This window comes from Roseovarius atlanticus (genome assembly GCF_001441615.1).
GTDB classification, from domain to species: Bacteria; Pseudomonadota; Alphaproteobacteria; order Rhodobacterales; family Rhodobacteraceae; genus Roseovarius; species Roseovarius atlanticus.
Map to the genome: position 1 here is coordinate 86,987 of NZ_LAXJ01000009.1, position 24,448 is coordinate 111,434.

At 66.6% G+C, this 24,448-nt stretch carries 21 protein-coding genes; 8 read left to right on the plus strand and 13 right to left on the minus strand.

Going from position 1 to position 24,448, the window contains the following annotated elements:
* Positions 1-314: 314 nt before the first annotated feature.
* The 7 genes from XM53_RS10595 to XM53_RS10625 form a co-directional block, all read right to left on the minus strand.
* On the minus strand, positions 315-794 hold the full coding sequence (locus tag XM53_RS10595) for a hypothetical protein (protein ID WP_057793089.1): 480 nt from the start codon (positions 792-794) through the stop codon (positions 315-317).
* Positions 791-1,273, minus strand: coding sequence for an RNA pyrophosphohydrolase (locus XM53_RS10600; RefSeq protein ID WP_057793090.1), 483 nt, complete (start codon positions 1,271-1,273; stop codon positions 791-793). Before XM53_RS10600 ends, XM53_RS10595 begins: the two co-directional genes overlap by 4 nt.
* A complete protein-coding gene (locus XM53_RS10605; protein WP_057793092.1) occupies positions 1,270-3,282 on the minus strand; it encodes a M3 family metallopeptidase in 2,013 nt (670 codons plus the stop codon). The genes XM53_RS10600 and XM53_RS10605 overlap by 4 nt, the downstream gene beginning before the upstream one ends.
* Positions 3,260-4,324: a HesA/MoeB/ThiF family protein gene (locus XM53_RS10610; protein WP_057793094.1), complete on the minus strand. Its 1,065-nt coding sequence runs from the start codon at positions 4,322-4,324 to the stop codon at positions 3,260-3,262. The genes XM53_RS10605 and XM53_RS10610 overlap by 23 nt, the downstream gene beginning before the upstream one ends.
* Positions 4,324-4,779, minus strand: coding sequence for a dUTP diphosphatase (gene dut, locus XM53_RS10615; RefSeq protein ID WP_057793096.1), 456 nt, complete (start codon positions 4,777-4,779; stop codon positions 4,324-4,326). Before dut ends, XM53_RS10610 begins: the two co-directional genes overlap by 1 nt.
* Before the next feature lie 80 nt (positions 4,780-4,859).
* On the minus strand, positions 4,860-6,053 hold the full coding sequence (gene coaBC / locus XM53_RS10620; protein WP_057793098.1) for a bifunctional phosphopantothenoylcysteine decarboxylase/phosphopantothenate--cysteine ligase CoaBC: 1,194 nt from the start codon (positions 6,051-6,053) through the stop codon (positions 4,860-4,862).
* A gap of 137 nt (positions 6,054-6,190) precedes the next feature.
* Positions 6,191-7,069, minus strand: a complete 879-nt coding sequence (locus XM53_RS10625; RefSeq protein ID WP_082630933.1) for an RNA polymerase factor sigma-32 — start codon at positions 7,067-7,069, stop codon at positions 6,191-6,193.
* 101 nt (positions 7,070-7,170) lie between these two features.
* On the opposite strand from XM53_RS10625, the gene XM53_RS10630 reads away from it, so the two are divergent.
* From XM53_RS10630 to XM53_RS10645, 4 genes are all read left to right on the plus strand, one after another.
* Positions 7,171-7,662: a bifunctional adenosylcobinamide kinase/adenosylcobinamide-phosphate guanylyltransferase gene (locus tag XM53_RS10630; protein WP_057793100.1), complete on the plus strand. Its 492-nt coding sequence runs from the start codon at positions 7,171-7,173 to the stop codon at positions 7,660-7,662.
* Positions 7,659-8,234 carry a histidine phosphatase family protein gene (locus XM53_RS10635; protein WP_057793102.1) on the plus strand — a complete coding sequence of 192 codons (576 nt, stop codon included), beginning with the start codon at positions 7,659-7,661 and terminating at the stop codon, positions 8,232-8,234. Before XM53_RS10630 ends, XM53_RS10635 begins: the two co-directional genes overlap by 4 nt.
* Positions 8,235-8,292: 58 nt before the next feature.
* The gene (locus XM53_RS10640) at positions 8,293-9,171 is read left to right on the plus strand and encodes a glutathione S-transferase (RefSeq protein ID WP_057793104.1); all 879 of its coding nucleotides are present in this window, start codon (positions 8,293-8,295) and stop codon (positions 9,169-9,171) included.
* 138 nt (positions 9,172-9,309) lie between these two features.
* On the plus strand, positions 9,310-10,824 hold the full coding sequence (locus tag XM53_RS10645) for a YifB family Mg chelatase-like AAA ATPase (protein WP_057793106.1): 1,515 nt from the start codon (positions 9,310-9,312) through the stop codon (positions 10,822-10,824).
* Here XM53_RS10645 and XM53_RS10650 read toward each other — a convergent pair.
* Genes XM53_RS10650 through rsmI form a run of 4 tightly spaced genes read right to left on the minus strand, consistent with a single transcriptional unit; the run spans position 10,802 to position 13,992 of the window.
* Positions 10,802-11,698, minus strand: coding sequence for an alpha/beta hydrolase (locus XM53_RS10650; protein ID WP_057793108.1), 897 nt, complete (start codon positions 11,696-11,698; stop codon positions 10,802-10,804). The genes XM53_RS10645 and XM53_RS10650 overlap by 23 nt on opposite strands.
* Entirely contained in the window at positions 11,695-12,630 is a 936-nt protein-coding gene (gshB, locus tag XM53_RS10655) for a glutathione synthase (protein ID WP_057793109.1), read from the minus strand. Before gshB ends, XM53_RS10650 begins: the two co-directional genes overlap by 4 nt.
* 58 nt (positions 12,631-12,688) lie before the next feature.
* On the minus strand, positions 12,689-13,078 hold the full coding sequence (locus XM53_RS10660) for a YraN family protein (RefSeq protein WP_057793111.1): 390 nt from the start codon (positions 13,076-13,078) through the stop codon (positions 12,689-12,691).
* A gap of 59 nt (positions 13,079-13,137) precedes the next feature.
* Entirely contained in the window at positions 13,138-13,992 is an 855-nt protein-coding gene (gene rsmI / locus XM53_RS10665; protein WP_057793113.1) for a 16S rRNA (cytidine(1402)-2'-O)-methyltransferase, read from the minus strand.
* Positions 13,993-14,078: 86 nt separating this feature from the next.
* On the opposite strand from rsmI, the gene XM53_RS10670 reads away from it, so the two are divergent.
* Both XM53_RS10670 and XM53_RS10675 read left to right on the plus strand, forming a co-directional pair.
* Positions 14,079-15,263 (plus strand): penicillin-binding protein activator, encoded by a 1,185-nt coding sequence (locus XM53_RS10670; RefSeq protein WP_057793115.1) that lies wholly within the window; start codon positions 14,079-14,081, stop codon positions 15,261-15,263.
* 22 nt (positions 15,264-15,285) lie between these two features.
* Complete coding sequence (locus tag XM53_RS10675; RefSeq protein WP_057793117.1) at positions 15,286-18,051, plus strand: [protein-PII] uridylyltransferase; 2,766 nt, start codon at positions 15,286-15,288, stop codon at positions 18,049-18,051.
* 636 nt (positions 18,052-18,687) lie between these two features.
* Here XM53_RS10675 and XM53_RS10680 read toward each other — a convergent pair.
* Entirely contained in the window at positions 18,688-20,766 is a 2,079-nt protein-coding gene (locus XM53_RS10680) for an oxidoreductase (protein ID WP_057793350.1), read from the minus strand.
* A 300-nt stretch (positions 20,767-21,066) separates the two neighbouring features.
* Between XM53_RS10680 and murJ the strand changes: the two genes are divergently transcribed.
* Complete coding sequence (murJ, locus tag XM53_RS10685) at positions 21,067-22,605, plus strand: murein biosynthesis integral membrane protein MurJ (RefSeq protein WP_057793119.1); 1,539 nt, start codon at positions 21,067-21,069, stop codon at positions 22,603-22,605.
* Here the strand turns inward: murJ and XM53_RS10690 are convergent.
* Positions 22,602-23,300: a rhomboid family intramembrane serine protease gene (locus XM53_RS10690; protein WP_057793121.1), complete on the minus strand. Its 699-nt coding sequence runs from the start codon at positions 23,298-23,300 to the stop codon at positions 22,602-22,604. The genes murJ and XM53_RS10690 overlap by 4 nt on opposite strands.
* 75 nt (positions 23,301-23,375) lie before the next feature.
* On the opposite strand from XM53_RS10690, the gene trpS reads away from it, so the two are divergent.
* Positions 23,376-24,395 (plus strand): tryptophan--tRNA ligase, encoded by a 1,020-nt coding sequence (gene trpS / locus XM53_RS10695; protein ID WP_057793123.1) that lies wholly within the window; start codon positions 23,376-23,378, stop codon positions 24,393-24,395.
* Positions 24,396-24,448: the final 53 nt, after the last annotated feature.

Consider the following 24,448-nt stretch of genomic DNA (forward strand, 5'->3'; position numbering starts at 1 on the left):
CATGATATTCACCTTTTGTTCTCATTTCGAGTCCGAATCGTAGGGTGGGTGACAACCCACGCGCGCCCCGCCTACCAAGCCGCGCGATCGCCAGACTGCGGGCTGGCGAACAACCTTCATTCAACGCACTTTATGCCGGCAACTTCCGCAAAACCCTCAATCGAAGCGCTTACGTCACCCAATCGCCAGCCCGTCCGGGCGGTCTGGCGATCGCGAGGCGGCCTGCGGCCTTGATTCCGCGCGGCCCCCACTCAACGCGTACCGGACCGGATCCGGCACCTCGTAGGGTGGGTGACAACCCACGCGCGCCCGCCTCACTTCAACGCCACACACTCCAGCCCGCCGATACAGGTCTCCACCTGCCGCACCTGTTCGGCCGACGGCTCCGGGAACGCCCAGCTGCCGCAGGGATCCGCGACCATCACCAGGTTCCGCCCATGCTTCTCCAAGAAAACCAAGTATTCCACCCCCGACTGCGCCCCGCCGCACCACGGCCCAAAGCACCGCACTTCCAGCGTGATGTCCCGTGCGAACGGCGTCGTGAAGCCCGCCCGCGACAGCGATGTCCCCTCCAGCCGCGCCGGGATCGTCACGTTGCGCCTGTCGTTGTTGGTCCCGTCATTCTCCGGCAACCGGGTTTCGTCAAAGCGCAACGCGCCCGAAACCACCACATAGGCCTGCTCCGCCTCCGACGCCTGGTTGTAGGTGCGCGCCACATCCGGCCGCAGGCAGGACAGCGCCAGCGCCGGTCCGGCGGCCAGAACAAAAGCCATGCTCGTCAAAAACATCTTCATAGCCTGTCTCCGAACGCCTCCATCACCTTGGCATAAACCCCGCGCTTGAACGGCACGATGGCATCCACCACGTCCTCGGGCGCGATCCATTTCCACTCGGAAAACTCCGCCGGCGGAAGGGTGATGTCCACGTCCGCATCGCTCCCGTGAAACCGCATCAGGAACCATTTCTGCATCTGCCCCCGATAACGCGCCTTCCACAGCTTCGGCACCAGCTCGTGCGGCAGATCATAGGGGATCCACTCCGGCGTCTCGGCCTCCACCGTCACCAGATCGGCGGTCACCCCGGTCTCTTCCCACAGCTCCCGCAGCGCCGCATCGCGCGGCTCCTCGCCCTCGTCGATCCCGCCCTGCGGCATCTGCCAAGCGTCATACTCGCTGTCGATCCGCTGACCGACGAAAACCTTCCCGTCCCCGTTCACCAGCATGACCCCCGCGCAGGGCCGATAGGGCAGTTTCTCGATCTCTTCCGGTGTCATGCCGCCAGCCCCCGCCCTTTCAAGAGCGCCTCGACCCCCGGCATCCGGCCGCGGAAGGCCAGGTATAGCTCCTCCGCCTCGCGCGAGCCGCCCATCGACAGGATATTCTCTTTCAGTGCCTGCGCTTTCTCGGCGTCGAACGCGCCTCCGGCTTCCTCGAAGGCAGCGAAGGCATCCGCATCCATCACCTCCGACCACATGTAGCTGTAGTAGCCACTGGAATACCCATCACCACTGAACACATGCGCAAAATGCGGCGTCGCGTGCCGCATCCGGATCGCGTGCGGCATCCCCATCTCCGCCAGCACCTCGGCCTGTTTCGCCATCGGATCGTCTGGCGCTTCGCCCTCGTGGAACGCCAGGTCGACCATCGCCGACGCTACGTATTCCACCGTCTGGAACCCCATGTCATAGGTCGCGGCCCCCAGCACCTTGTCCAAGATCTCCTGCGGCATCGGCTCGCCAGTCTCGGCATGGGTCGCGAACTCCGACAGAACCTCCGGCACCTCCAGCCAGTGTTCATACAATTGGCTTGGCAACTCCACGAAATCCCGCGCCACGGATGTGCCCGAAATGCTTTCATAGGTCACGTCCGACAGCATCTGGTGCAGCGCGTGACCGAACTCGTGAAACAGTGTCCGCGCGTCGTCATAGCTCAAAAGCGCCGGATCGCCCTTGGCGAAATTGCACACGTTGATCACCACCGGCCCCTTCACATCGGGAAACTTCCGCTGGCCCCGCATCGCCGAGCACCACGCCCCCGACCGCTTCGACCCGCGCGCAAAGTAATCCCCGATGAACACAGCCACATGACGCCCCTCCCGCGTCACCTCCCACGCCCGGCAATCGGGATGGTAGAGCGGCACATCCAGCCGCTTGAACTCCAGCCCGAACAGCCGATGCGCACAGGCAAACGCCGCCTCGATCATCCGGTCCAACTGCAGATACGGCTTCAGCGCCGTCTCATCCAGGTCATGCTCGGCCTTCCGCCGCTTCTCGGAATAATACCGCCAGTCCCACGGCTCCAGCGGGCCATTGACGCCATCCTCTCGCATCATCTCGGTCAGCACTGCGGCATCCGCCTCCGCCTGCGCGCGGGCCGGTCCCCAGACATCCATCAAAAGGCCGCGCACCGCCTCGGGCGTCTTGGCCATTTCGGTCTCCAGCTTGAAGGCGGCAAAATTCTCGTACCCCAACAGCTTCGCCCGCTCCTCGCGCAGCTTCAGCACTTCGGCGGCAATCCCCCGGTTGTCCGTCTCGCCGCCGTTTGCCCCGCGCGACGTCCACGCGGCGTAGGCCTTCTCGCGCAGGTCGCGCCGCGGCGAGAACTGCAGGAAAGGCACGATCAAGGACCGCGACAAGGTAATGACCGGCCCCGCCGCGCCCTTTTCCTCGCCCGCCGCCCGGGCCGAGCGCACGACGAACTCCGGCAGCCCGTCCAGGTCCGCCTCGCGCAGTTCCATGAACCACCCCGCCTCGTCCTTCAGCAGGTTCTGCGTGAACGCCGTGCCCAGTTCCGCCAGCCGCGACCGGATCTCGCGCATCCGCTTGTCTGCATCGCCTTCCAGCCCGGCCCCGGCGCGGCGAAACCCGCGATGCGTCAGCATCAGCACGCGCTCCTGCTCGTCGGTCAGCCCAAGGCTCTCGCGATCCTCCCACAACGTCGCGATCCGCTGGAACAGCACCTTGTTGCCGTAAATCTCGGAAGAATACGCGGCCAGCTTCGGGCTGAACTCCCGCTGCAATTCTTGCCGCCTGTCGTTGCTGTCGGCCCCCGCCACGGTAAAGAACACCGACAACACCTTGTCCAGCCTCTCGCCCGCCACTTCCAGCGCCTCCACCGTGTTCGCGAAAGTCGGCGGCTCGGGATTGTCGGCAATCGCCGCAATCTCGCCCCGCGCCTCTTCCAATGCGGCCTCGAATGCCGGCGCGAAATCCTCGTCCGAGACCTTGTCGAACGGCGCCATCCCGAACGGCGTGTCCCACTCACTCAACAGCGGATTGGTCATGTTGCTCTCCTCGTTGGCCGCACACGGGGCAATCCGCCCGGCGGCTCAGTGTGATTTTCCGGCTTTCCCCATATAGGGCATCGTAAATCAGCATTTCACCCCGTAGCGGCGCACCCGCCTGCGCGATCACCTTCACCGCCTCCACCGCCATCATCGACCCCACGACACCCGGCAGAGGCCCCAGCACGCCGGCTTCCGCGCAACTCGGCGCCAGCCCGGGCGCCGGGGCCTCGGGAAAGATACACTGGTAGCACGGCGCGCCCTGCGCCGGGTCGAACACGCTCACCTGTCCTTCCCACTGCGACAAGGCTCCTGAAATCAAGGGCTTGCCCTGCGCCACCGCCACCCGGTTCGCCAGGTAGCGGGTATCGAAATTGTCCGTCCCGTCCAGGATCAGATCATACTCGGCAAAGAGGTCCGCCGCGATCTCCTCACTCAACCGCCGCTCATAGGGCCGCATCTCCACGTAAGGGTTCACCGCCTCCGCCGCCTGCGCCGCAGACTGCACCTTTGGCATGTCGATCCGGGCGTCGGTATGGATCACCTGCCGTTGCAAGTTGGTGGCATCCACCACATCATCGTCGATCACCCCGATCCGGCCAACGCCCGCCGCCGCCAGGTACAGGATCGCAGGCGAACCCAGCCCCCCGGCCCCGATCACCAGCACCTTCGCCTGCTTGAGCGCCTTCTGCCCCGGCCCGCCGATCTCGCGCAGCACGATATGCCGCGCATAGCGTTCCAGCTCCGACGGCGCGAACACACCTTTGGGTTTTTCCGGCTCCGGCACCGCCACCCGGCGCCGCAACCGCCGCAACACCTGGCGATAGGCCAGCACCAGCGCCACGCCGCCCCCCAGCAGAAGCCACGGCGCCACCTCGCCCCCCGTCGCCTCGCGCAATCCATTGCCGTCGGGCAGCACCAAATGAGTCAAGACGACGAAGGCCCATAGCACCCCGATCATGCCCCAGCGCTGCCGGCGCGGCGCACCCATCCACGCGCCCAGGCCCCAGATCGCCCCGGCCAGGATCAGCACCAACAGCATCAGCTTGCCCCCGTGGACCCGAAACCGCCCGCCCCGCGCGCGGTCTCCTCAAGGGTTTCCACCACCTCGAAACCGGCCTGCACCACCGGCGCCACCACCATCTGCGCGATCCGCATCCCGTGCTCCACGGTAAAGGCCTCAGCCCCGGCATTCATCACGATCACCCCCAACGGCCCGCGATAATCGCTGTCGATCGTGCCCGGGCTGTTGGGCAGCGTGATCCCGTGCTTCAGCGCCAGCCCCGACCGTGGCCGCACCTGCACCTCGTAGCCTTCGGGAATGGCCAGCCGCAGCCCCGTCGGCACCAGCGCCCGCGCCCCCGGCGCGATCACTACCGCGCCCCGGTCGGCCAAGTTGGCGCGCAGGTCCGCCCCCGCCGCCCCCGCCGTCTCATAGCGCGGCAGGCCCAAATCGCGGTCCGCGCCCTCGTCCCACATCACCGAAATGCTCACCATGCGCCGGGTCTTCCCGCTTTTCCTCTGGCCATAAATATCCTCGCCGAAGGCATTAAACTCTTCCGGCGCACCGCGCGGCCTCAGCCCAACGCCTCCGCAATGCGCTCCGCCAGCTGCTGCGCCACCTCCGCCTTCGACATGCGCGGCCATTCCTCGGCCCCGTCTGCCATGATCAGCGTCACCGCATTCTCCACCCCGCCCATGATCCCCGTCGCCGGGCTCACGTCATTGGCCACGATCCAGTCGCAGCCCTTGCGCGCCCGCTTGGCCGTGGCGTGCGCCACCACGTCATCGGTCTCGGCGGCAAACCCAACCACGAGAGTCGGCCGCCCGGCCTCCATCTGGCTGACCGTGGCCAGGATGTCGGGATTCTCGGCAAACTCCAGCACCGGCAGCTTGCCACCTTCCTTCTTGATCTTGCTCGTGCCCGCACGCGTCACGCGCCAATCCGCCACGGCGGCGGCAAATACCCCCGCATCGACGGGAAGTGCGGCCTCGACCGCCTGCAACATCTCCTGCGCGGTCTCGACCCTCACCACCTCGACCCCCTCCGGCGGTTGCACATCCGCCGGCCCGGTCACGAAAACCACCTCCGCCCCCGCGCCCGCCAGCGCCATGGCAATCGCCGTGCCCTGCGCGCCCGACGACCGGTTGGCGATGTACCGCACCGGGTCGATCGGCTCATGCGTCGGCCCCGAGGTCACCACGATCCGCTTGCCCGCCAAAGGCCCGGCCGCCAGCCGCGCCTCCACCGCCGCCACGATCTCCAGCGGCTCCGACATCCGGCCCGGCCCATGCTCGCCACAGGCCATGTCGCCCGCATTGGGCCCGACAAACCCGATCCCGTCTCCTTTCAGGGTCGCGATATTCCTTTGCGTCGCCGCATGGCCCCACATCCGCACGTTCATCGCCGGCGCCAGCAGCACGGCTGTGTCCGTCGCAAGCAGCAGCGTCGAGGCCAGGTCATCCGCCTGCCCTCCGGCCATCTTGGCCATCAGATCCGCCGTCGCCGGGGCCACCACGATCAGATCCGCGCTGCGGCTCAGCTCGATATGCCCCATCTCGGCCTCGTCCGTCAGATCGAACAGGTCCTGGAACACCTTCGTGCCCGCCAGCGCCGACACCGACAGCGGCGTCACGAACTCACCGCCCGCCCGAGTCAGCACCGGCGTCACCGAAGCTCCCCGCTCGCGCAGCCGCCGGATCAGGTCCAGCGCCTTGTACGCCGCGATTCCGCCTCCGATGATCAGCAAAATTCGTTTTCCGGCCAGCATCCGTCGGCTCCCTCAACACTTGGGCGAACACTATGCCCGGACCCCGCACGGTACAAGGCCCGCCACCCGGACAAGAAAAAACGCCGCCGCAACACGCGACAGCGTCATTTTTCGGGTCACGAACCCGGCAAACCCTCTCAGGCCAGCAGGCTCTGCACCTCGCCACCCTGCTTTTCCAGGTACTTCCGCATCTTCTGGAACGCCGCCGCCTCGATCTGGCGCACACGCTCCTTGGACAGGCTCAGCTCTTCGCCCAGGCTCTCCAGCGTCCGCGCCTCGTCCTTCAGCTTGCGTTGCACGACGATGAACCGCTCGCGCTCGTTCAGCTTCGACATCGCACCGCCCAGCCAGTTGCGCAGCGCGCCACGGTCATGGTCTTCCTCGACCAGCTCGTCACCGCGCTTGCCTTCGTCCTCGATTGTGTCGATCCACTCGCGGCCCTCGTCCTCGGTCGACTGCGTCGCGTTCAGCGAGAAATCGGTGCCCGACAACCGGCCTTCCATCATCTCGACGTCCCGCAGCGGCACGCCCACCTCGATCGCGATCATCTCGCGCATCTGGTGGCGGTCCAGCGTCTCGCCCTTGGCCATGGATTCCCGCTCCAGCCGCGCCTGCACCCGGCGCATATTGAAGAACAGCGACTTCTGGCTGCTGGTCGAGCCGGTGCGCACCATCGACCAGTTGCGCATCACGTAGTCCTGAATGCTGGCCTTGATCCACCACACAGCGTAGGTCGAAAATCGCACGCCACGATCGGGGTCGAACTTGTCGGCGGCCTTCATCAGCCCCAGACCAGCCTCTTGAATCAGATCGTTCATCGGCGCGCCATAGCGGCGATATTTCGACGCCATCGAGATCGCCAGCCGCATGTAGGCGGTGATCAGGCGGTGCAGCGCCGCCTCGTCTCGCTGGTCGCGCCACGCATAGGCCAGTGTCAGTTCCGTCTCGGCATCAAGCAGTTCGGCCTTCATCGCCGTGCGTGACATGTTTGTGCTGAAATTGCCATCCAAGGCCATGGTGAAATACTCCCGGTCGCGGTTTAAAGCAGCTTTTTCGCAGTCTTTGGTGGTGGTACGCACGATCCCAACGCGCGGATCACGAAAAGGATGCAAAAAAAATGTTGCCGGGACTCACTTTTGTTTTAGGTGGCGTCGGCTCCGGTGTTGCGGAATACGCCGAAACCCTCGCTCTGGGCACAGGCCGAAGCCCAGTGTGCATCCTCACCGCACCCTCCGAGGATTCTGTCACTCAGCCCGGCGTCGCAGGGCGCAAAACCGACTGGACCATCCTGCACGCACCGCGCGACATCGGCCGCACCCTCGCCGGGATCAGCGGCGACTCCGCCGTCCTGCTGAGTGCGCTGCCCGCGTGGCTCGACACCCTCATCGCCGACGGCAAGGACCCGGCCGAGGCCGAGGCGGAGCTGATGGCCGGCCTCGCCCTCTGCGCCGCGCCCGTGATCGTGCTCAGCCGCGAACCGGCCCTGTCCGACCCACCCGAATTCCGCACCGCGCTCGCACAACTGAACCTCAAACTGGCCGCCAGGGCCGGCCTCGCGGTCCACGTCATCGCCGGCCTGCCCCAGGTACTCAAGGGCAGCCTGCCGTGAAAACCCGCCTCTTCTGGGTTCGCCACGGCCCCACCCACGCCAAGGGCCTCGTCGGCTGGGCCGATCTGCCCGCCGACCTCTCCGACACCGCGCGCATCGCCCGCCTCGATGCCCACCTGCCGCGGCAGGCTCTGCTCGTCTCCTCCGATCTCAGCCGCGCCGCCGCCACCGCCGACACGCTGGCCGCAGACCGCACGCGCCTGCCCCACGACCCGGCGCTGCGGGAACTTCATTTCGGCGACTGGGATCTCAAGGCCCCCGAGGACATAAAGGACCAGTCCCGCTACCAGGCCTTCTGGGACCACCCCGGCGAGGTGCGCCCGCCCTCGGGCGAAACCTGGCCCGAGCTTGCCGCCCGCGTGGACGCCGCCACCGACGCGCTCATTGCCACGCATCCCGGCGCCGACCTCGTGATCGTCGCCCATCTCGGCGTCATCCTCACCCAGCTTCAGCGCGCGCTCGCCCTCACCGCGACCGAAGCGTTCTCACACAGTATCGCCCCGCTCTCGGTGACCGAACTGCATCACACGCCGACTGGCTGGCACGTGTCCGGCATCAATCACGTCCCGTGATGCACATGCGCACAAATGACCGCTTTGCGCCGGCCCGACCCCGGCCTAACGTCGCGCCATGACATACGATCTCTTCATCGGCGACCGCACGTTTTCAAGCTGGTCCCTGCGCGGCTGGCTCATGCTGGAAAAGTTCGGTCTGCCGCACCGCACCCACATGGTCGGGCTCTATGACGGCACCATGGAACAGGATCTCAAGGATCTCACGCCCGCCCGCCTCGTCCCGGTGATGCGCGACGCGGACGGCCTCGTCATCTTCGACAGTCTCGCCATGGCCGAAACCCTGGCCGAACGCCACCCCGACGCCAACCTCTGGCCCGCCGACCCGGCCGCCCGCGCCCTCGCCCGCTCGATCACCGCCGAAATGCATTCCGGCTTTTCCGCCCTGCGCGGCGACTGCCCGATGCAGCTTCGGCACCAGTGGCAGGGCTTCACCCCGTCAGACGCCGTCAAGGCCGATCTCTCCCGCATCGGCACGCTCTGGGCCATCGCTCGCACCCGCCACGGCGCGGACGGCCCCTGGCTTTTCGGGCGCTACAGCCTCGCCGATGCCTTCTACGCCCCCGTGGCCGCCCGCATCGCGGGCTACGCCCTGCCCGTGGGCAAGACCGCGCAGGCCTATGTCGACACCACGCTGGCCGACCCGGCCTTCCGCCAGTGGCGCGCGCTCGGCCTCACCAAGTCCTACGACCCCGATCCCTACGACCAGCCGCTCGACCACACCGCGTGGCCCGGCCTCCGCCCCGTCCCGGCCCGCGCCGTCACCGATGGCACCCCCGAAAACACCGCCTGCCCCTATTCCGGCAAGGCCCCCACGCACCTGATGGAAACCGGCGGCCGTATTTTCGGCTTCTGCAACGCCACCTGCCGCGACAAGACGGTCATTGACCCCGAGGCCTGGCCCGCCTTCACAGCCCTGCGTGACGGCACCACCTGACCCCCCTCTTCCTCTGGCCCCAAATATCCCCGCCGGAGGCTCCGACGACCACCACCGGCGCGACCTCCAGAGCGGTTAACCATTCTTAAACCACTGGCGCGCTATCCGTTAACCATTCTCACGGGAACGGAGTCCCCCATGGTCGCCCGCGCCTACACCGTCGCCTTCGAGGGCGTCGAGGCCCGCCAGGTGGAGGTGCAATGCGCCGTCACCCCCGGCGTCCCGGCCTTCTCGCTCGTGGGCCTGCCCGACAAGGCCGTGTCCGAGGCCCGCGACCGTGTCCGCACCGCGCTGTCGTCCATGGCCATCGCGCTGCCTTCCAAGCGCATCACCATCAACCTCTCGCCCGCCGACATGCCCAAGGAAGGCAGCCATTTCGACCTGCCCATCGCCCTCGCCCTGCTCGCCGCGCTGGAAATCATCCCCCCCGACGCCGTCGAGGGCACCTGCAGCTTGGGCGAGCTCTCGCTCGACGGCTCCCTCATCCCCGTCATCGGCGCGCTCCCCGCAGCCATGGCCGCGGCCGAGGAAGGCCGCACGCTTCTCTGCCCCAAGGGCTCGGGCGCCGAAGCCGCCTGGGTCGGCGCCACCCAGGTGATCGGCGCTGCAACCCTCGCCGACGTCGTCCGCCATTACACTGGCCAGTCGCCCCTGCCCCCGGCAGAACCCGGCGAGGTCACCGCAGATGTCTCGGGCCGCGACCTGCGCGACGTCAAGGGCCAGGAACGCGCCAAGCGCGCGCTGGAAATCGCCGCCGCCGGGCGACATCACCTGATGATGGTCGGCACGCCCGGCTCCGGCAAATCCATGCTCGCGGCCCGCCTGCCCGGCATCCTGCCGCCCCTGACGGCGCCCGAGGCGCTGGAAACCTCGATGATCCACTCCCTCGCGGGTCTTCTGACCGAAGGCGGCATCAACCGTACACGCCCCTTCCGCGAGCCGCACCACACCGCCTCCATGGCCGCGATCGTCGGCGGCGGGCGGCGGGCAGGCCCCGGCGAAATCAGCCTTGCCCATAACGGCGTACTCTTCATGGACGAATTTCCCGAATACCCCCGCGCCGTGCTCGAAACCCTGCGCCAACCCATCGAGACGGGCGAAGTGGTCGTCGCCCGCGCCAATGCCCATGTCCGCTACCCTTGCCGCTTCCTGCTGGTCGCCGCCGCCAACCCCTGCAAATGCGGCTACCTGCCCGACCCGGCCCGCGCCTGCGCACGCGTGCCCCAGTGCGGCGACGATTACATGTCCCGCATTTCCGGCCCCCTGATGGACCGCTTTGATCTGCGCATCGAGGTGCCCCCGGTCAGCTTCACCGACCTCGACCTGCCCCCCTCGGGCGACAGCTCTCTCGAGGTGGCCGAGCGGGTCGCAACGGCCCGGGCGGTGCAACAGGCGCGCTTCAGCGATCACGCCGACATGCGCCTCAATGCCGATGCCGAAGGCGAGGCTCTGGAAGAAATCGCCGCGCCCGACAGCGAAGGCCGCGCCCTTCTGAACACCGTGGCCGAACGCATGGGGCTCTCGGCGCGCGGCTATCACCGCGTCCTGCGCGTGGCGCGCACCATCGCCGATCTCGACGGGTCCCAGGACGTCCGTCGCCCCCACGTGGCCGAAGCGGTCAGCTACCGGCTCACGACGATGAAAGAGACCTGATCCAGTCCCCCAGATCCGCCAGCGTCTCGCGCCCCTCGGGCAGCATGTTGTGAAACAGCGGCCAGACATGCGGCAGGTCGTGTTCGACCACCTCGGTCACCTCCACGCCCTCGTCACGCAAATGCGCCGCCATGCGGATCGTGTCATCGCGCAGCACTTCGGTATCGCCCACCCCGATCCACACCGGCGCCGCGCCTTTGAATCCGGCGAAAAGCGGTGAGACGCGCGGGTCCTTCGGATCCGTGTCTCCAAGATACCACTCGCACATCTCTTCGGCCCGCTCGATCGGCAGAACCGCTTCGCTCTCGGCGTTTTCCCGGGTGCTATCGCCCGAAAAGGTCAGGTCTGTCACCGGCGACAGCGCGATGCACCCCTTGGGCTGCGTAAGCCCCTCCCGCGTGATCTCCGCCAGCACCGCCAGCGCCAGGCATCCCCCCGCGCTGTCGCCCGCCAGCACCACGCCGCCGGGGCGGTCCATCACCGCGCGGTAAGCCGCCATGCAATCGTCGAACGCGCCCGGAAAGGGCGTCTCCGGCGCCAGCCGGTATTGCACCAGCGCTGCCGGCGCCCGCGCCTCGCGCGACAACACCGCCAGCATCTTGCGATAGACCCGCGGACTGCCGAACACGAAGCCCCCGCCGTGGAAATACAGGATCAGCGGCCCGTCCTCGCGCCCCACGCCCAGGGCCCAGGTCCACAGCACCGGCACATCGCCCAGCTCGTCCTCGGCCACCGACGTGCCGCGCGGGGCGTGGAACAGGAATTTCGCCTTGGTCTCGAAGGACCTGCGCGCCTTGGCGACCGTGGCCTTGCGCAAGTGCGGCTTCTCGGTCAGCCGCAGCCACCGGTTCAGCAGTGGCCGCATCACGCTCATGCGCGTTTCGCCTCGATCGCGTCCCAGATCTTGCCGGCCACGTTGATCCCGTCGAACCGCTCCAACTCCTTTATGCCGGTGGGCGAGGTCACGTTGATCTCGGTCAGGTACTGCCCGATCACGTCGATCCCGACAAAGATCTGCCCCGCCTCGCGCAACCGCGGCCCGATGATGGCGCAAATCTCCCGGTCCCGGTCGGTCAGCGCCACCTTCTCGGGCCGCCCGCCCACATGCATGTTCGACCGCACCTCGCCCTTGCCGGGCAGACGGTTGATCGCGCCCACCGGCTCGCCATCCACCAGGATCACGCGCTTGTCGCCGTCCTTGATCTCGGGCAGGTATTTCTGAACGATCAGGGGCTCGCGGCTGAACCCGGTGAACATCTCGTGCAGGCTCGAAAGGTTCCGGTCGCTCTCGGGCAAATGGAACACCCCCGCGCCGCCATTGCCGTAAAGCGGCTTCAGGATGACGTCGCCATGCGCCTCCTTGAACGCCCGGATCGTGCCCAGGTCACGGGCAATCGCCGTGGGCGGCATCAGCTCGGGAAAATCGAGGATCAGCAGTTTCTCGGGAAAGTTCCGCACCCAGAACGGGTCGTTCACCACTAGCGTGGTCTCCTTGACCCGCTGCAGCAGATGCGTCGTGGTGATGTAGAACATGTCGAACGGCGGATCCTGGCGCAGCCAGACCACGTCGAATTCCGACAGGTCCGCCACCCGCTCTTCGCCCAGGCTGAAATGATCGCCCTTCACCCGCTGCACCGTCAGCGGCCAGCCCCGCGCGGTGATCCGCCCCCGGTCATAGGCCAGCTTGTCGGGCGTGTAGTAGAACAGCTCGTGCCCCCGCGCCTGCGCCTCCTCGGCCAGGCGAAAACTGCTGTCCCCGGCAATGTCGATCGCGCCGATAGGATCCATCTGAAAGGCGATTTTCATGGGCCATCCCCGTCCTCTTGCTGCCCTCTACATGGGCCAAGCACCGGCGGGGATCAATTCAGAAATGACCGAACGCGTTTTCCATTACCGTCACAGCACCCTGCCCATCCACGACCGCCAGGTCAAAGCGCACCTCGCTCAACTGGCCATCGGGCGTCTGGCCCAGGTATTCCGACGCCGCCACGTGAATGCGCTGCATCTGCGCCGGACGCAGCAGCGCCATCGCACTGTCCACCGTGTCCGATGCCTTCACCTCGCAGAACACGTAGACGCCGCGGTCGAGAAAGATCAGGTCGATCTCGCCGCCCTGACCGCGCCAGCGCGTTTCCAACAGGTCGACGCCACGCCGGTCATAGTCGAGCGCGACCGACTTCTCGGCGGAGGCCCCCTTGTGATAGGCGCGTTGCCCGCGTTCCTTGCGCCTGCGCAGGATGGTGTCGCATGTCATACCGGTCAGCCTTCCTTCATCTCACCCCACCATCATTCACCAAAACATCTAATTTTTCCCTAACAGCTCAATTCCAGCGCCCGCTGGTAGACGACCCGCCGTTTCAGCCCCAGCCGCGCCGCCACCGTATCGGCCGCGTCCCGCACGCTCTGCGTCTCCAGCGCTGCGCTCAGCGCGGTATCCAGGTCTTCCCCCGTGCCCGCCTCTGCCAGTCCGCGCTCGATCACCACCACGATCTCGCCCTTGACCGCCTGCGCTTCCAGCCGTTCGGCCAGTTCGCCCAGCGTGCCGCGCAGCACCTCCTCGAATTTCTTGGTCAATTCCCGGCACACCGCCGCCTGCCGCTCAGCGCCCAGCACCTCGGCCGCGTCGCGCAGCATCGCCGCCAACCGCTTGGGCGATTCGTAGAACACCAGCGTCCCCGGCACGCCCGCCACCTCTTTCAGTGCGGATTTCCGCTTGGACCCACCAGACGGCAGGAAACCCGCGAAAAAGAACCTGTCGGTCGGCAAACCCGCCACCGTCAGCGCCGTGACAACCGCCGACGGCCCCGGCGCCGACACCAGCGCATGTCCTTCGGCCACCGCCGCGCGCGCCAAGTCATACCCCGGATCGGCCACCATCGGCGTGCCCGCCTCGGACGCGTAAACCACTGATTTGCCCTGCTCCAGCGCCGCCATCAGGCGCGGTCGGGCACGGTCGCCGTTATGGTCGTGATAGGACACCAGCGGCCTGTCGTTCAGCTTCACCCCGTGAATTTCCATCAGCCGCCGCAGGCTGCGCGTATCCTCGGCCGCCAGCACATCCGCGCCCGTCAGGATATCGAGCGTGCGCAGCGTGATGTCCCGCGCCGCTCCGATTGGGGTCGCCACCAGGTACAGCCCGGGCGCAAGGCTTTGCTTGTCGGGATTCATCACTGGACCCGCCTCTCTGGACGTCTATTATCGTGGCCAACTGCGCCGTCCGTCCGGACCGCGCGAAAGAAGGAGTTCATACCCCGATGTTTGCCGTTTTCGATGCTGTCCGCAAGCCGTTCCACCGCCTTGCCCTTTTGGCCACGGTCCTGCTGCTCGCCGCCTGTGACGCCGGGATTCCCGTTGTTGGCGGCAACAGCGGCCAGCGGATCGACCCGGGCGCGGCCGTGCCGGTCGCCCTGCTGGTGCCCCACGGCGCGGCCAACCCGAACGAACAGCGCCTCGCGCGCGATCTGGAAAGCGCCGCGCGCATGGCCGTGGCCGATCTTTCTGGCGTCAACATCGACCTGCGCGTCTATGGCACCGCGGGCGACGCGGGCAAGGCTCAGCAGGCGGCACTCAACGCCGTGGCCGACGGCGCCAAGATCATCGTCGGCCCCTTGCACGCCGAATCCGCCAATGCCGTCGCCGTCGCGATGGCGCCCAAAAACGTCAACGTGCTGGCCTTCTCCAACAACCCCACCATCGCGGGCGGCAATCTGCTGGTCCTCGGCCAGACCTTCCAGGACACCGCCAACCGCCTCACCCGCTATGCCGTCAGCCAGGGCAAGCGCCGCATCATGACGGTGCATTCGCGCAACCTCGCCGGGGAACTGGGCCGCGACGCCATCGCCCAGGCCATCCGTGCCAACGGCGCCACATCGGCCGGCGTGGTAAGCTACGAATTCTCGCAAGGCGGCGTCGTCGGCGCCGTACCGGCGATCAAGGAAAACGCCCAGGCCAACAGCGCCGACGCGATCTTCCTCACCGCCAACTCCGCCGGCGCGCTGCCGCTCTTTTCCCAAATGCTGCCCGAGGCGGGGCTGTCCCCGGCCGAGATGCAGTATATCGGCCTCGCCCGCTGGGACGAACCGGCGCAGACCCGCACACTGCCGGGCGTTCAGGGCGGCTGGTTCGCCATTCCCGACCCGCGGCGCGCCAACCAGTTCGCCTCGCGCTTCCAGGCTGCCAACGGCAACGCGCCGCATGATCTTGCGGGCCTCAGCTACGACGCCATCGCCGCCATCGGCGCGCTGACCAGCTCCGGCCGGGCGGATGCCCTGTCGCGCTCCAGCCTGACGCAATCGTCGGGCTTTCAGGGCGTGAACGGCATCTTCCGCTTCCTGCCCAACGGCACGACGCAGCGCGGCCTTGCCGTGGCGACCATCCGCAACCAGCAGGTCGTGGTCCTGTCGCCCGCCCCCACCGGTTTCGGTCGCGCGGGGCTCTGATCCCGCGCCGCCGGCCCACGCCATGAAGGACACGCTGACGCCGCCGGACGCGCTGATCTGCCCGGCCGAGGTCATTTTCGACCAGAACGCCGTGCAGGCGCGGATAGATGCCGTGCGCAAGACCGACCCCTCGGACACCGCCGCCCTGCGACAGGAGGCGGTGACCGCCACGCGCGCGGCCATGACGGCGGGCTACGCCGCCATCGCCGAGGCGCTGCGCCAGACGCCGTTCGCCGCGCGCGAGGCGACCCGCGCCTACACATGGCTGACCGATTGCGCCGTGATGACAGCCCTCCAACTGGCCAGCCGCGACCTGCACCCCCTGCCCAATCCCACCGAATCCGAGCGCCTGACGGTCTTTGCCGTCGGCGGTTACGGCCGGGGCGAAATGGCCCCCTTCTCGGACGTCGACCTGCTGTTCCTGACGCCCTACAAGATCACCGCCTGGGCCGAGAGCGTGATCGAAAGCACGCTTTACATGCTGTGGGATCTCAAGCTGAAGGTCGGTCACGCCAGCCGCACGATCCGCGAATGCATCCGCCTGGGCACCGACGATTTCACCATCCGCACCGCGCTTCTGGAAAAGCGCCTGCTCTACGGCGACGACAGGCTCGCGGCCGATCTCGACCACCGCCTGCGCAACGACCTCTTCAAAGGCACCGAACGCGACTTCGTCGAGGCCAAGCTGGAAGAGCGCGACGCCCGCCACGAAAAGCAGGGCGAGCGCTACATGGTCGAACCCAACGTCAAGGAAGGCAAGGGCGGCCTGCGCGACCTGCAATCGCTGTTCTGGATTTCCAAGTACCTCTACCATGTCGACGACGTGTCCGATCTCGTCGGTCACGGCCTTTTCATGCAGGACGAGTTCGAAACCTTTTTGAAGGCCGAGAATTTTCTCTGGGCCACCCGCTGTCACCTGCACCTCGTCACGAACCGCGCGACCGAACAGCTGACCTTCGATCTTCAGGTCGAGGTGGCCGAGCGCATGGGCTACAAGGACCGCGCCGGGCGCCGCGCGGTCGAGGTGTTCATGCAGGAGTACTTCCGCCACGCCACCGCCGTCGGCGACCTGACCCGCATCTTCCTGACCAAGCTGGAAGCGGCGCACGTCAAATCCGAGCCGCTGCTGCAACGCCTCTTCACCCGCAAGCGCAAGCTCAAGGACGGCTACAAGGAGATCCATGGCCGGCTCGGCATCGTGGATGAGAAAGCCTTCCTGTCGGACCCGCTCAACCTTCTTCGCATCTACGAAGAGGCCCTGCGCACCGGGCTGCTGATCCACCCAGATGCCATGCGGCTGGTGACGGCCAATCTCGGCCTGATCACAGACGACTTCCGCGACAAACCCGAGGCGCAGAAGCTCTTTCTCGGCCTGCTGCTGAAGCACGGCAATCCCGAACGGGCGCTCCGCCGCATGAACGAGCTTGGGGTGCTGTCCGCCTTCATCCCCGAATTCGAGCCCATCCGCGCCATGATGCAGTTCAACATGTATCACAGCTACACGGTGGACGAGCACACCATCCAGTGCATCAGCCAGCTGTCGAAGATCGAGCGCAAGGAACTGACCGAGGACCTGCCCATTGCGTCCTCCATCCTGAAAGAGGGCGTGAACCGCAAGGTGCTCTACGTCGCCATGCTCCTGCACGACATCGGCAAGGGCCGCGACGAGGATCACTCGATCCTCGGCGCCCAGATCGCCCGCCGCGTCGCCCCCCGGCTGGGGCTGAAACCCAAAGAGGTCGACACGGTGGAATGGCTGGTGCGCTATCACCTGCTGATGTCCGACATGGCCCAGAAACGCGACATCGCCGACCCGCGCACCGTGCGCGACTTCGCCAAGGCGGTGCAGACCCGCGAGCGGCTCGATCTGCTCTGCGTGCTGACCGTCTGCGACATCCGTGGCGTCGGGCCGAACACCTGGAACAACTGGAAGGCCTCGCTCATCCGCGCGCTCTACCGCCAGACTCGCCGCGCCATGGAAGGCGGGCTCGAGGCGCTCAACCGCGAACAGCGCGGCACGGATGCCAAGCGCAACCTGCGCGAGGCGCTCACCGACTGGGACGCCAAGGACCTCAAGACCGAGCTAGAGCGCCACTACCCGCCCTACTGGCAGGGCCTGCACGTCACCGCGCATCAGGATTTCGCCCTGCTGCTGCGCGACATTTCCGAAAACGAGGTCCGCATCCAGCTGACCCCGGACGAAGACCGCGACGCCACCCGCGTCTGCTTTGCGCTGGCCGATCATCCCGGCATCTTCAGCCGCATGTGCGGTGCGCTGGCGCTGGTGGGCGCCAACGTGGTCGACGCCCGCACCTATACCACCAAGGACGGCTACGCCACGGCGGCCTTCTGGATTCAGGACGCCGAGGGCAGCCCATACGAGGCCGACCGCCTGCCGCGCCTGACCCAGATGATCCACAAGACCCTGCGGGGCGAGGTGGTGGCCCGCGACGCCATGCAATCGCGCGACAAGATCAAGAAACGCGAACGCGCCTTCCGCGTGCCCACGCACATCACCTTCGACAACGAAGGCTCGGAAATCTACACGATCATCGAGGTCGACACCCGCGACCGCCCCGGCCTGCTCTACGACCTGACGCGCACGCTCAGCAACGGCAACGTCTACATCAACTCCGCCGTCATCGCGACCTACGGCGAACAGGTGGTCGACACGTTCTACGTCAAGGACATGTTCGGCCTGAAATTCCATTCCCCGGCCAAGCAGCGGGCGCTGGAACGCAAGCTGCGCCAGGCGATCTCGGAAGGGGTGGAGCAGGCGATCAGCTGACGCAGGGCGCGCGCGCCTCCTGCGCAGGACATGGACGTGAAAGTGTCGCCCCCCGCATTGAAAAATGTTTGCAACGAGGGGCGGTTGTGCGGGACTTTGCTGCCATTTACGACGCCGGCCATCGTCAGCCCCTGGGGTGGCGATCCGGCAGCGCCTATAAAGCGTTTTATGCGCTGGAAGCAAGCGTCAAAGCATCGCCCGCCGCATTGATAGGTTGCGACAGATGGCAGCTTTGTGGACATGAAAGACGATTGATCTACAGACCCAGCGCGGAGTCAGGCCGCAGGCCCCGCGCCATCGACGGGCCGCCCCCACGGCCCGGCGATTGGGTGACGTTTGGTGCATCGCTCAATTCTGTTTCGGGTTTGGCAGGGATAAAGTGTTGCCGAGCCACCGTTGGATCGCCGCGCCGCGGCCCGTCGATGGCGCTCAAGACTATAGATCCTGCTTGTCCATAAAATGCTCAAGGCCAACATTCGCCGCGCTTGTTAAAAAGGATCGTAGTGGACCCAAAGCAATCGTCGCACTCCAACGTCACCGCAGGGTCCCGCGGGCACCATTTCCTGCACAGGAAATGGCTGTGAAAATACGCATTTTCACGCCCGGAATTTTCCAAAATTCCGGCCCGCACCCGCGTCACCTCTCCGGCGACAAATCCACCCGCTCGCCCCGTCGAGGCGGGTCGATCTGCGCGCCCGTGACCGTCCGGGCAAACTCGTGCCCGGCATGCACCGCCGCCGCGATGGTGCTGGGGCAATAGCAATCGCCGATCCGCGTCACCGCCGTGACCCCCGCTGCATCCCAGTCCGCCTCGTGCTCCTTCAGGTTGCTCCAAAGCGCGTCATTGGGCACCCGCGACGTCAACGGCACCAGCGTGGCACAGGGGATCTGCCGCCGCGCGTCCGAGTATACACAGGCCAGTTCCAGCGTGCTGCCATCTCCCTCCGCAACCTCGTGCAACGGAATGATCGTCACGCCCAGTTGGATCAGCCGCGCCTGGATGCGTGTCTGCTCCAGCGTGTTCTCCGTCCAGGGCGCCACCACCGCTTCGGGCGTCACGAACACCACCTCGCGGCCCGTCTGCACCGCCAGCTCCGCCAGCACGCTGCCCAGATAGAACCCGTCATCGTCATAGATCACGATCGGGCCCGTTCCGTCGTCCTGCTCCAGCCCGCCCTGCATCGCGCTTTCGGGCGACAGCACCGGCAACGCCCCGAACGCCGCGACCGGCAGGCGGTGCGTGCGCCCCACCCCGTCCATCCGCCAGCTTGCACCGGTGGCCAGCACAACCTGCCCGATTCCGTATTCCAGAATGTCGGACGAACTCAGCCGGCTTTGCAGGTACAGATCGGCCGCATCCTTCTGCTGCAACTGCCACAGGCGCCAGTCGCGGACCCGGCCCCATTCCGCCAGCCCCGGCAGCGCGCTCTCGATTGCCACGCGCCCGCCCCAGGCGTCACTCGCCTCGGCCAGCACCACCTCGTGGCCCGCCTGCACCAGCCCGCGCGCGGCCTCCATGCCAGCCGGCCCGCCGCCCACGATCAGGAACCGCTCCGACGCGATCTTGTCCCCGGTGATCACCTCCGGATGCCAGCCGCGCCGCCATTCCTCACCCACCGTCGGGTTCTGGGTGCAGCGCATCGGCATCATCAGGTTGTCGCCCGACACGCAGATATTGCACCCGATGCATTCGCGGATCTCTTCCAGCCGGCCTTCACGGATCTTGTTCGGCAGGAACGGATCCGCAATTGACGGCCGCGCCGCGCCGATGAGGTCCAGATGTCCCGACTTCACCAGCCGCACCATCGTGTCGGGCGAAGTGTACCGCCCCACACCCACCACCGGCTTCGTCGTCACGGATTTCACAAAGGCCGTGTAAGGCTCCTGATACCCCTCCTTGGCAAACCGCGACGTCTGGCTGTCATTCGACCAGTCCGAGATGTTGACGTCCCACAGGTCCGGCTCCTCGGCCAGCGCCTCGATGATGTCGCGCCCCTCGACCTCGTGGCGCAGCCCCGCCTCGCCCATCAGCTCGTCCACCGCCAGCCGCACCGCGATGGCGCAACTGTCGCCCACCGCGTCGCGCGTATCGGCCAGCACCTCGCGAAAGAGCCGCAACCGGTTCTCGAAGCTGCCGCCGTATTCGTCGCTGCGGCGGTTGTGCCGCGCGAGCAGGAAATGCATGAGCAGCGTCATGTCATGCCCGGCATAGACATAGATGATGTCGAACCCCGCCCGCTTGGCGCGCTTCGCCGCGTCCACATGCCAGCCGCGGAACGCCTTGATGTCGGCCTTGTCCATGCCGCGCGCCTGCCAGGGATCGCCCCAGTCGCTGGGCGTGGACGACGGCGCAAGGGTCGGCTGTCGCGAATACCGCCCGGTCGCGTGATGCCCGTTATGCGCCAGCTGGATCGCCGCGAGGCTGCCATGCGCCTGCACGGCCTCGGCCATCAGTTGCAGCGCCGGAATATCCCCATCATCCCACAGCCGCCCCTCGTTGGCCGGCGTGAGGTCCGAACTGGGATGGATCTCGGTCTCCTGGGTCGACACCACGCCCCAGCCGCCCTCGGCCTTCACGCCCCGGTGCGCCGCCTCGGCCTGCGGATAGCGATGCCCCATCCCGGTGCAATGCGGCACCTGGTAGAACCGGTTGCGCGTGGTCTTGGGCCCGATCTTCACGGGCTCGAACAGGATGTCATAGGGCGAGGTCGTCATCGGGGGCACCTTCCGGTCGGGCTGGGTTGCACGCCGCACGCTATCACCCCCGGCCACGCCCGCCACCTCTGAATTTTCGGTGGGCGCGGCGCGCGGCGGTCTCACACATGGGGTCATGCCCGCGGCACCGACGCTTTACCGACAGAAATACCGACGCGATACAGACGCCAATTCTCGCGATTTCCCGCCGTTAACCTTCGATTCGCCAAGGCCACCGCGCCGGACCCCGCACGTGGCTCTTTCCCCGCCCCCGGCAATCGGCTAATGCTCTTGAAAACAAGGCAGACGCAGGCACCGCACATGAAACCCATCCGCCTTCTCTCCGGCGTCCTGACCGTGGGCGTCTGGACCCTGGCCAGCCGGATCCTGGGCTTCGTGCGCGACGTCATCATCGCCAACCTCATCGGCCCCGGTATGCTGATGGACGCCTATGTCGCCGCCTTCCGCCTGCCCAACATGTTCCGCCGTTTCTTTGCCGAGGGTGCCTTCAACGCAGCTTTTGTCCCGATGTTCTCCAGGCGGCTCGAGGCGGACGAGGACCCCATCGGCTTTGCCCGTCTGGCGCTCTCGGGCCTCAGCTTCGTGCTGCTGATCCTGACCGCGCTGGCGATGATCTTCATGCCCGCGCTGGTCTATGCCACGGCCGAGGGCTATTACGGCGATCCGCGCTTCGACATCACCGTGGATTACGCGCGCATCACCTTCCCCTATATTTTCTTCATCTCGCTCGCGGCCCTGTTTTCCGGGGTTCTCAACGCCGCCGGACGCTTTGCCGCGGCCGCCGCCGCGCCGGTCATCCTGAACGTGCTGTTGGTCGGCGCGATGATGATCGCGCATTACACGGGCGGCCCCGTGGCGGACGCGCTGATCTGGACGATCCCCTTCGCCGGGGTGGCGCAACTGGTGCTGGTCTGGATCGCCGCAGACCGGGCCGGGATGCGCATCCGCCCCACCCGCCCCCGCTGGACACCCGAGATGTCCAAGCTGGTGCGCGTCGCCGTGCCCGCGGCCCTTGCGGGCGGCGTGGTGCAGATCAACCTGGTGGTGGGTCAGCTTGTCGCCTCAAACACCGAAAGCGCCGTCAGCTGGCTCTACGCCGCCGACCGCCTCTACCAGCTGCCACTGGGCGTCGTGGGCATAGCCGTCGGCATCGTGCTGCTGCCCGACTTGTCGCGCCGGCTCAAGGCCGAGGATCACGAGGGCGCCCGCCACGCCTATTCCCGCGCCGCCGAGATCTCTCTGGCGCTGACCGTACCTTGCGCCGTGGCGCTGATGGTGATCCCCCTGCCGCTGGTGTCGGTGCTGTTCGAGCGTGGCAAGTTCGACGCCGACGACACAGCCGCCACCGCGCTCGCGGTGATGATCTACGGCCTCGGGCTGCCGGCCTTCGTGCTGCAAAAGGTGCTGCAACCGCTGTTCTTCGCCCGCTCGGACACGAAGAAACCGTTTCACTACGCCGTCGTGGCCATGGTCGTGAACGCCGCGCTGGCCGTGGGGCTGGCACAGGTCGTGGGCTGGTGGGCCGCGGCCATCGCCGCCACGGCCGCGGGCTGGGTCATGGTGTGGCTTTTGGTGCGCGGCGCACGCGGCTATGGCGAGGTGGCGCGCTTCGACGACCGCTTCCGCCGCCGCGTCTGGCGCATCCTGCTGGCCTCGTTCCTCCTGGGCGTCATCCTGTGGGGCCTGCAAGTGCTGATGACGCCGTTCTTCGGCCTAAGCGGCTGGCGTTGGCTCGCGCTCCTGGTGTTGATCGCGCTGGGCAGCGTCAGCTATTTCGGCCTCGGCCAGCTGCTGGGCGCGTTCCGCCTGTCGGATTTCCGCAAGACGGTTCGCCGTTAACGTCGCTGTAATTTCTCACGCAGCCGCGCCATCCCGCCGGGGACCAGCACGAAAGACAGAAGAAACCCGCCGACAAAGCCGCCGATATCCGCCACCCAAGTAAAGTTGTTGCCGTAGAGCAGTCCGAAGATCAGTTGCAGGCCCAGCAGAACGCCGATCATCACGAAGGCCCGCATCTGGTTCTCGCCGATCGCCCCCAGTTGCAGCCAGATCAGGCAGGTGAAGCCCCCGATCAGGCCGTAGACGCCGGGGAAACCCCCTATTAACCCCGGCCCGTCAGGATAGATCAGGCCAAAGACCAGCGCGCCGAAGATGGATGAGGCGAAAAATAAAATCGCCACAGCCCACCCGGCCATGCGCTCGGCCACGAATTTGCCGATGGCCAGCGTCATGACGATGGCGAAAACCGCCTGCAACAGGCTGGCATGGACGAACGGATAGGTGACGAAGCGGACAAGATAATCAATCCTTAACTGACCGGTCTCCAGCATCCAGGTCATCGCACGGTTGGAAAACCCGAACTGCTGGATCGTGGAGATTCGCCACCCGATCGCCTCCGGCCCGCCCGCCAGCCCGCGCGCGCCCAATTGGAACACCGCCTCGGCGGCGGCCATGGCGGCAACGATGGCCAGCACCAGCGGCGGGATCGGGTTGACCGGGCTGTCGCCGGGGCCTTTGGGTCTGGGGTCGGACATCGGTCGTGGCCTCCTTGACGGCTGTTGACCGCAGCAGTAAGCGAGGCGGACACGAATTTCCAGACGGAGTCCGCCATGGCCGAGGCCAGCTTCACCCCCCGCGTCTTTTCCGGCATCCAGCCGTCGGGCGGCCTGACGCTGGGCAATTACCTCGGCGCGCTCAAGCGGTTCGCCGACAGCCAGAACAGCGGGGTCGAGTCGATCTTCTGCATGGTCGACATGCACGCCATCACCGTCTGGCAGGACCCTGCCGCCCTGCGCCACGCCACGCGCGAACTTACCGCCGGCTTCATCGCCTCGGGCGTCGATCCGGCGCGGTCGATCCTCTTCAACCAAAGCCAGGTCTCGGCCCATGCCGAACTGGCCTGGATCTTCAACTGCGTCGCCCGCATGGGCTGGATGAAGCGGATGACCCAGTGGAAGGACAAGGCCGGCAAGAACCAGGAAAACGCCTCGCTGGGCCTTTTTGCGTACCCGGCGCTGATGGCCGCCGACATCCTGGCCTATCACGCCACCCATGTGCCCGTGGGCGAGGATCAGAAGCAGCACCTGGAACTGACGCGCGACATCGCGATCAAGTTCAACAACGATTTCGAGGTCGATTTCTTCCCCATCACCGAACCGGTGATCGAGGGCGCCGCGACCCGCGTCATGAGCCTGCGCGACGGGTCCAAAAAGATGTCGAAATCCGACCCATCGGACATGTCCCGGATCAACCTGACCGACGACGCCGACACGATCTCCAAGAAGATCCGCAAGGCCAAGACCGACCCCGAACCCCTGCCGTCCGACGCCGAAGGGCTGGAGGATCGCCCCGAGGCCCGCAACCTTGTGAACATCTACGCCGCCCTCAATGACCAGAGCGTCGATCAGGTTATGCGCGACGTGGGCGGGCAGCAATTCGGCACGTTCAAGCCCGCGCTGGCCGAACTGGCGGTGGAAAAGCTGGCGCCGATTTCAGACGAAATGGCCCGCCTGATGCAGGACACCGCCGAGATCGACCGCATCCTGTCGGACGGCGCCGGCAAGGCCCGCGAGATCGCCGCACCGATCCTGAAGAAAACGAAAGAGATCGTCGGCATGGTCGGCGCCTGACCCAAATGAGTGGCTGCGCCACGCTGGATTGGCTGGAATGAGGGGCGCTGCCC

What these genes read in the sequence shown, in the direction of transcription:
- coaBC (WP_057793098.1), bottom strand. Translation starts at nt 6,053, where the DNA reads ATGCTGGCCGGAAAACGAATTTTGCTGATCATCGGAGGCGGAATCGCG.
- XM53_RS10690 (WP_057793121.1), bottom strand. Translation starts at nt 23,300, where the DNA reads ATGTCCGACCCCAGACCCAAAGGCCCCGGCGACAGCCCGGTCAACCCG.
- XM53_RS10610 (WP_057793094.1), bottom strand. Translation starts at nt 4,324, where the DNA reads ATGCTGTTGGTGCTGATCCTGGCCGGGGCGATCTGGGGCCTGGGCGCG.
- trpS (WP_057793123.1), top strand. Translation starts at nt 23,376, where the DNA reads ATGGCCGAGGCCAGCTTCACCCCCCGCGTCTTTTCCGGCATCCAGCCG.
- dut (WP_057793096.1), bottom strand. Translation starts at nt 4,779, where the DNA reads ATGGTGAGCATTTCGGTGATGTGGGACGAGGGCGCGGACCGCGATTTG.
- XM53_RS10605 (WP_057793092.1), bottom strand. Translation starts at nt 3,282, where the DNA reads ATGACCAATCCGCTGTTGAGTGAGTGGGACACGCCGTTCGGGATGGCG.
- XM53_RS10645 (WP_057793106.1), top strand. Translation starts at nt 9,310, where the DNA reads ATGGTCGCCCGCGCCTACACCGTCGCCTTCGAGGGCGTCGAGGCCCGC.
- XM53_RS10625 (WP_082630933.1), bottom strand. Translation starts at nt 7,069, where the DNA reads ATGGCCTTGGATGGCAATTTCAGCACAAACATGTCACGCACGGCGATG.
- rsmI (WP_057793113.1), bottom strand. Translation starts at nt 13,992, where the DNA reads ATGAATCCCGACAAGCAAAGCCTTGCGCCCGGGCTGTACCTGGTGGCG.
- XM53_RS10670 (WP_057793115.1), top strand. Translation starts at nt 14,079, where the DNA reads ATGTTTGCCGTTTTCGATGCTGTCCGCAAGCCGTTCCACCGCCTTGCC.
- XM53_RS10640 (WP_057793104.1), top strand. Translation starts at nt 8,293, where the DNA reads ATGACATACGATCTCTTCATCGGCGACCGCACGTTTTCAAGCTGGTCC.
- XM53_RS10650 (WP_057793108.1), bottom strand. Translation starts at nt 11,698, where the DNA reads ATGAGCGTGATGCGGCCACTGCTGAACCGGTGGCTGCGGCTGACCGAG.
- XM53_RS10680 (WP_057793350.1), bottom strand. Translation starts at nt 20,766, where the DNA reads ATGACGACCTCGCCCTATGACATCCTGTTCGAGCCCGTGAAGATCGGG.
- XM53_RS10660 (WP_057793111.1), bottom strand. Translation starts at nt 13,078, where the DNA reads ATGACATGCGACACCATCCTGCGCAGGCGCAAGGAACGCGGGCAACGC.
- XM53_RS10595 (WP_057793089.1), bottom strand. Translation starts at nt 794, where the DNA reads ATGAAGATGTTTTTGACGAGCATGGCTTTTGTTCTGGCCGCCGGACCG.
- gshB (WP_057793109.1), bottom strand. Translation starts at nt 12,630, where the DNA reads ATGAAAATCGCCTTTCAGATGGATCCTATCGGCGCGATCGACATTGCC.
- XM53_RS10675 (WP_057793117.1), top strand. Translation starts at nt 15,286, where the DNA reads ATGAAGGACACGCTGACGCCGCCGGACGCGCTGATCTGCCCGGCCGAG.
- XM53_RS10630 (WP_057793100.1), top strand. Translation starts at nt 7,171, where the DNA reads ATGTTGCCGGGACTCACTTTTGTTTTAGGTGGCGTCGGCTCCGGTGTT.
- XM53_RS10600 (WP_057793090.1), bottom strand. Translation starts at nt 1,273, where the DNA reads ATGACACCGGAAGAGATCGAGAAACTGCCCTATCGGCCCTGCGCGGGG.
- murJ (WP_057793119.1), top strand. Translation starts at nt 21,067, where the DNA reads ATGAAACCCATCCGCCTTCTCTCCGGCGTCCTGACCGTGGGCGTCTGG.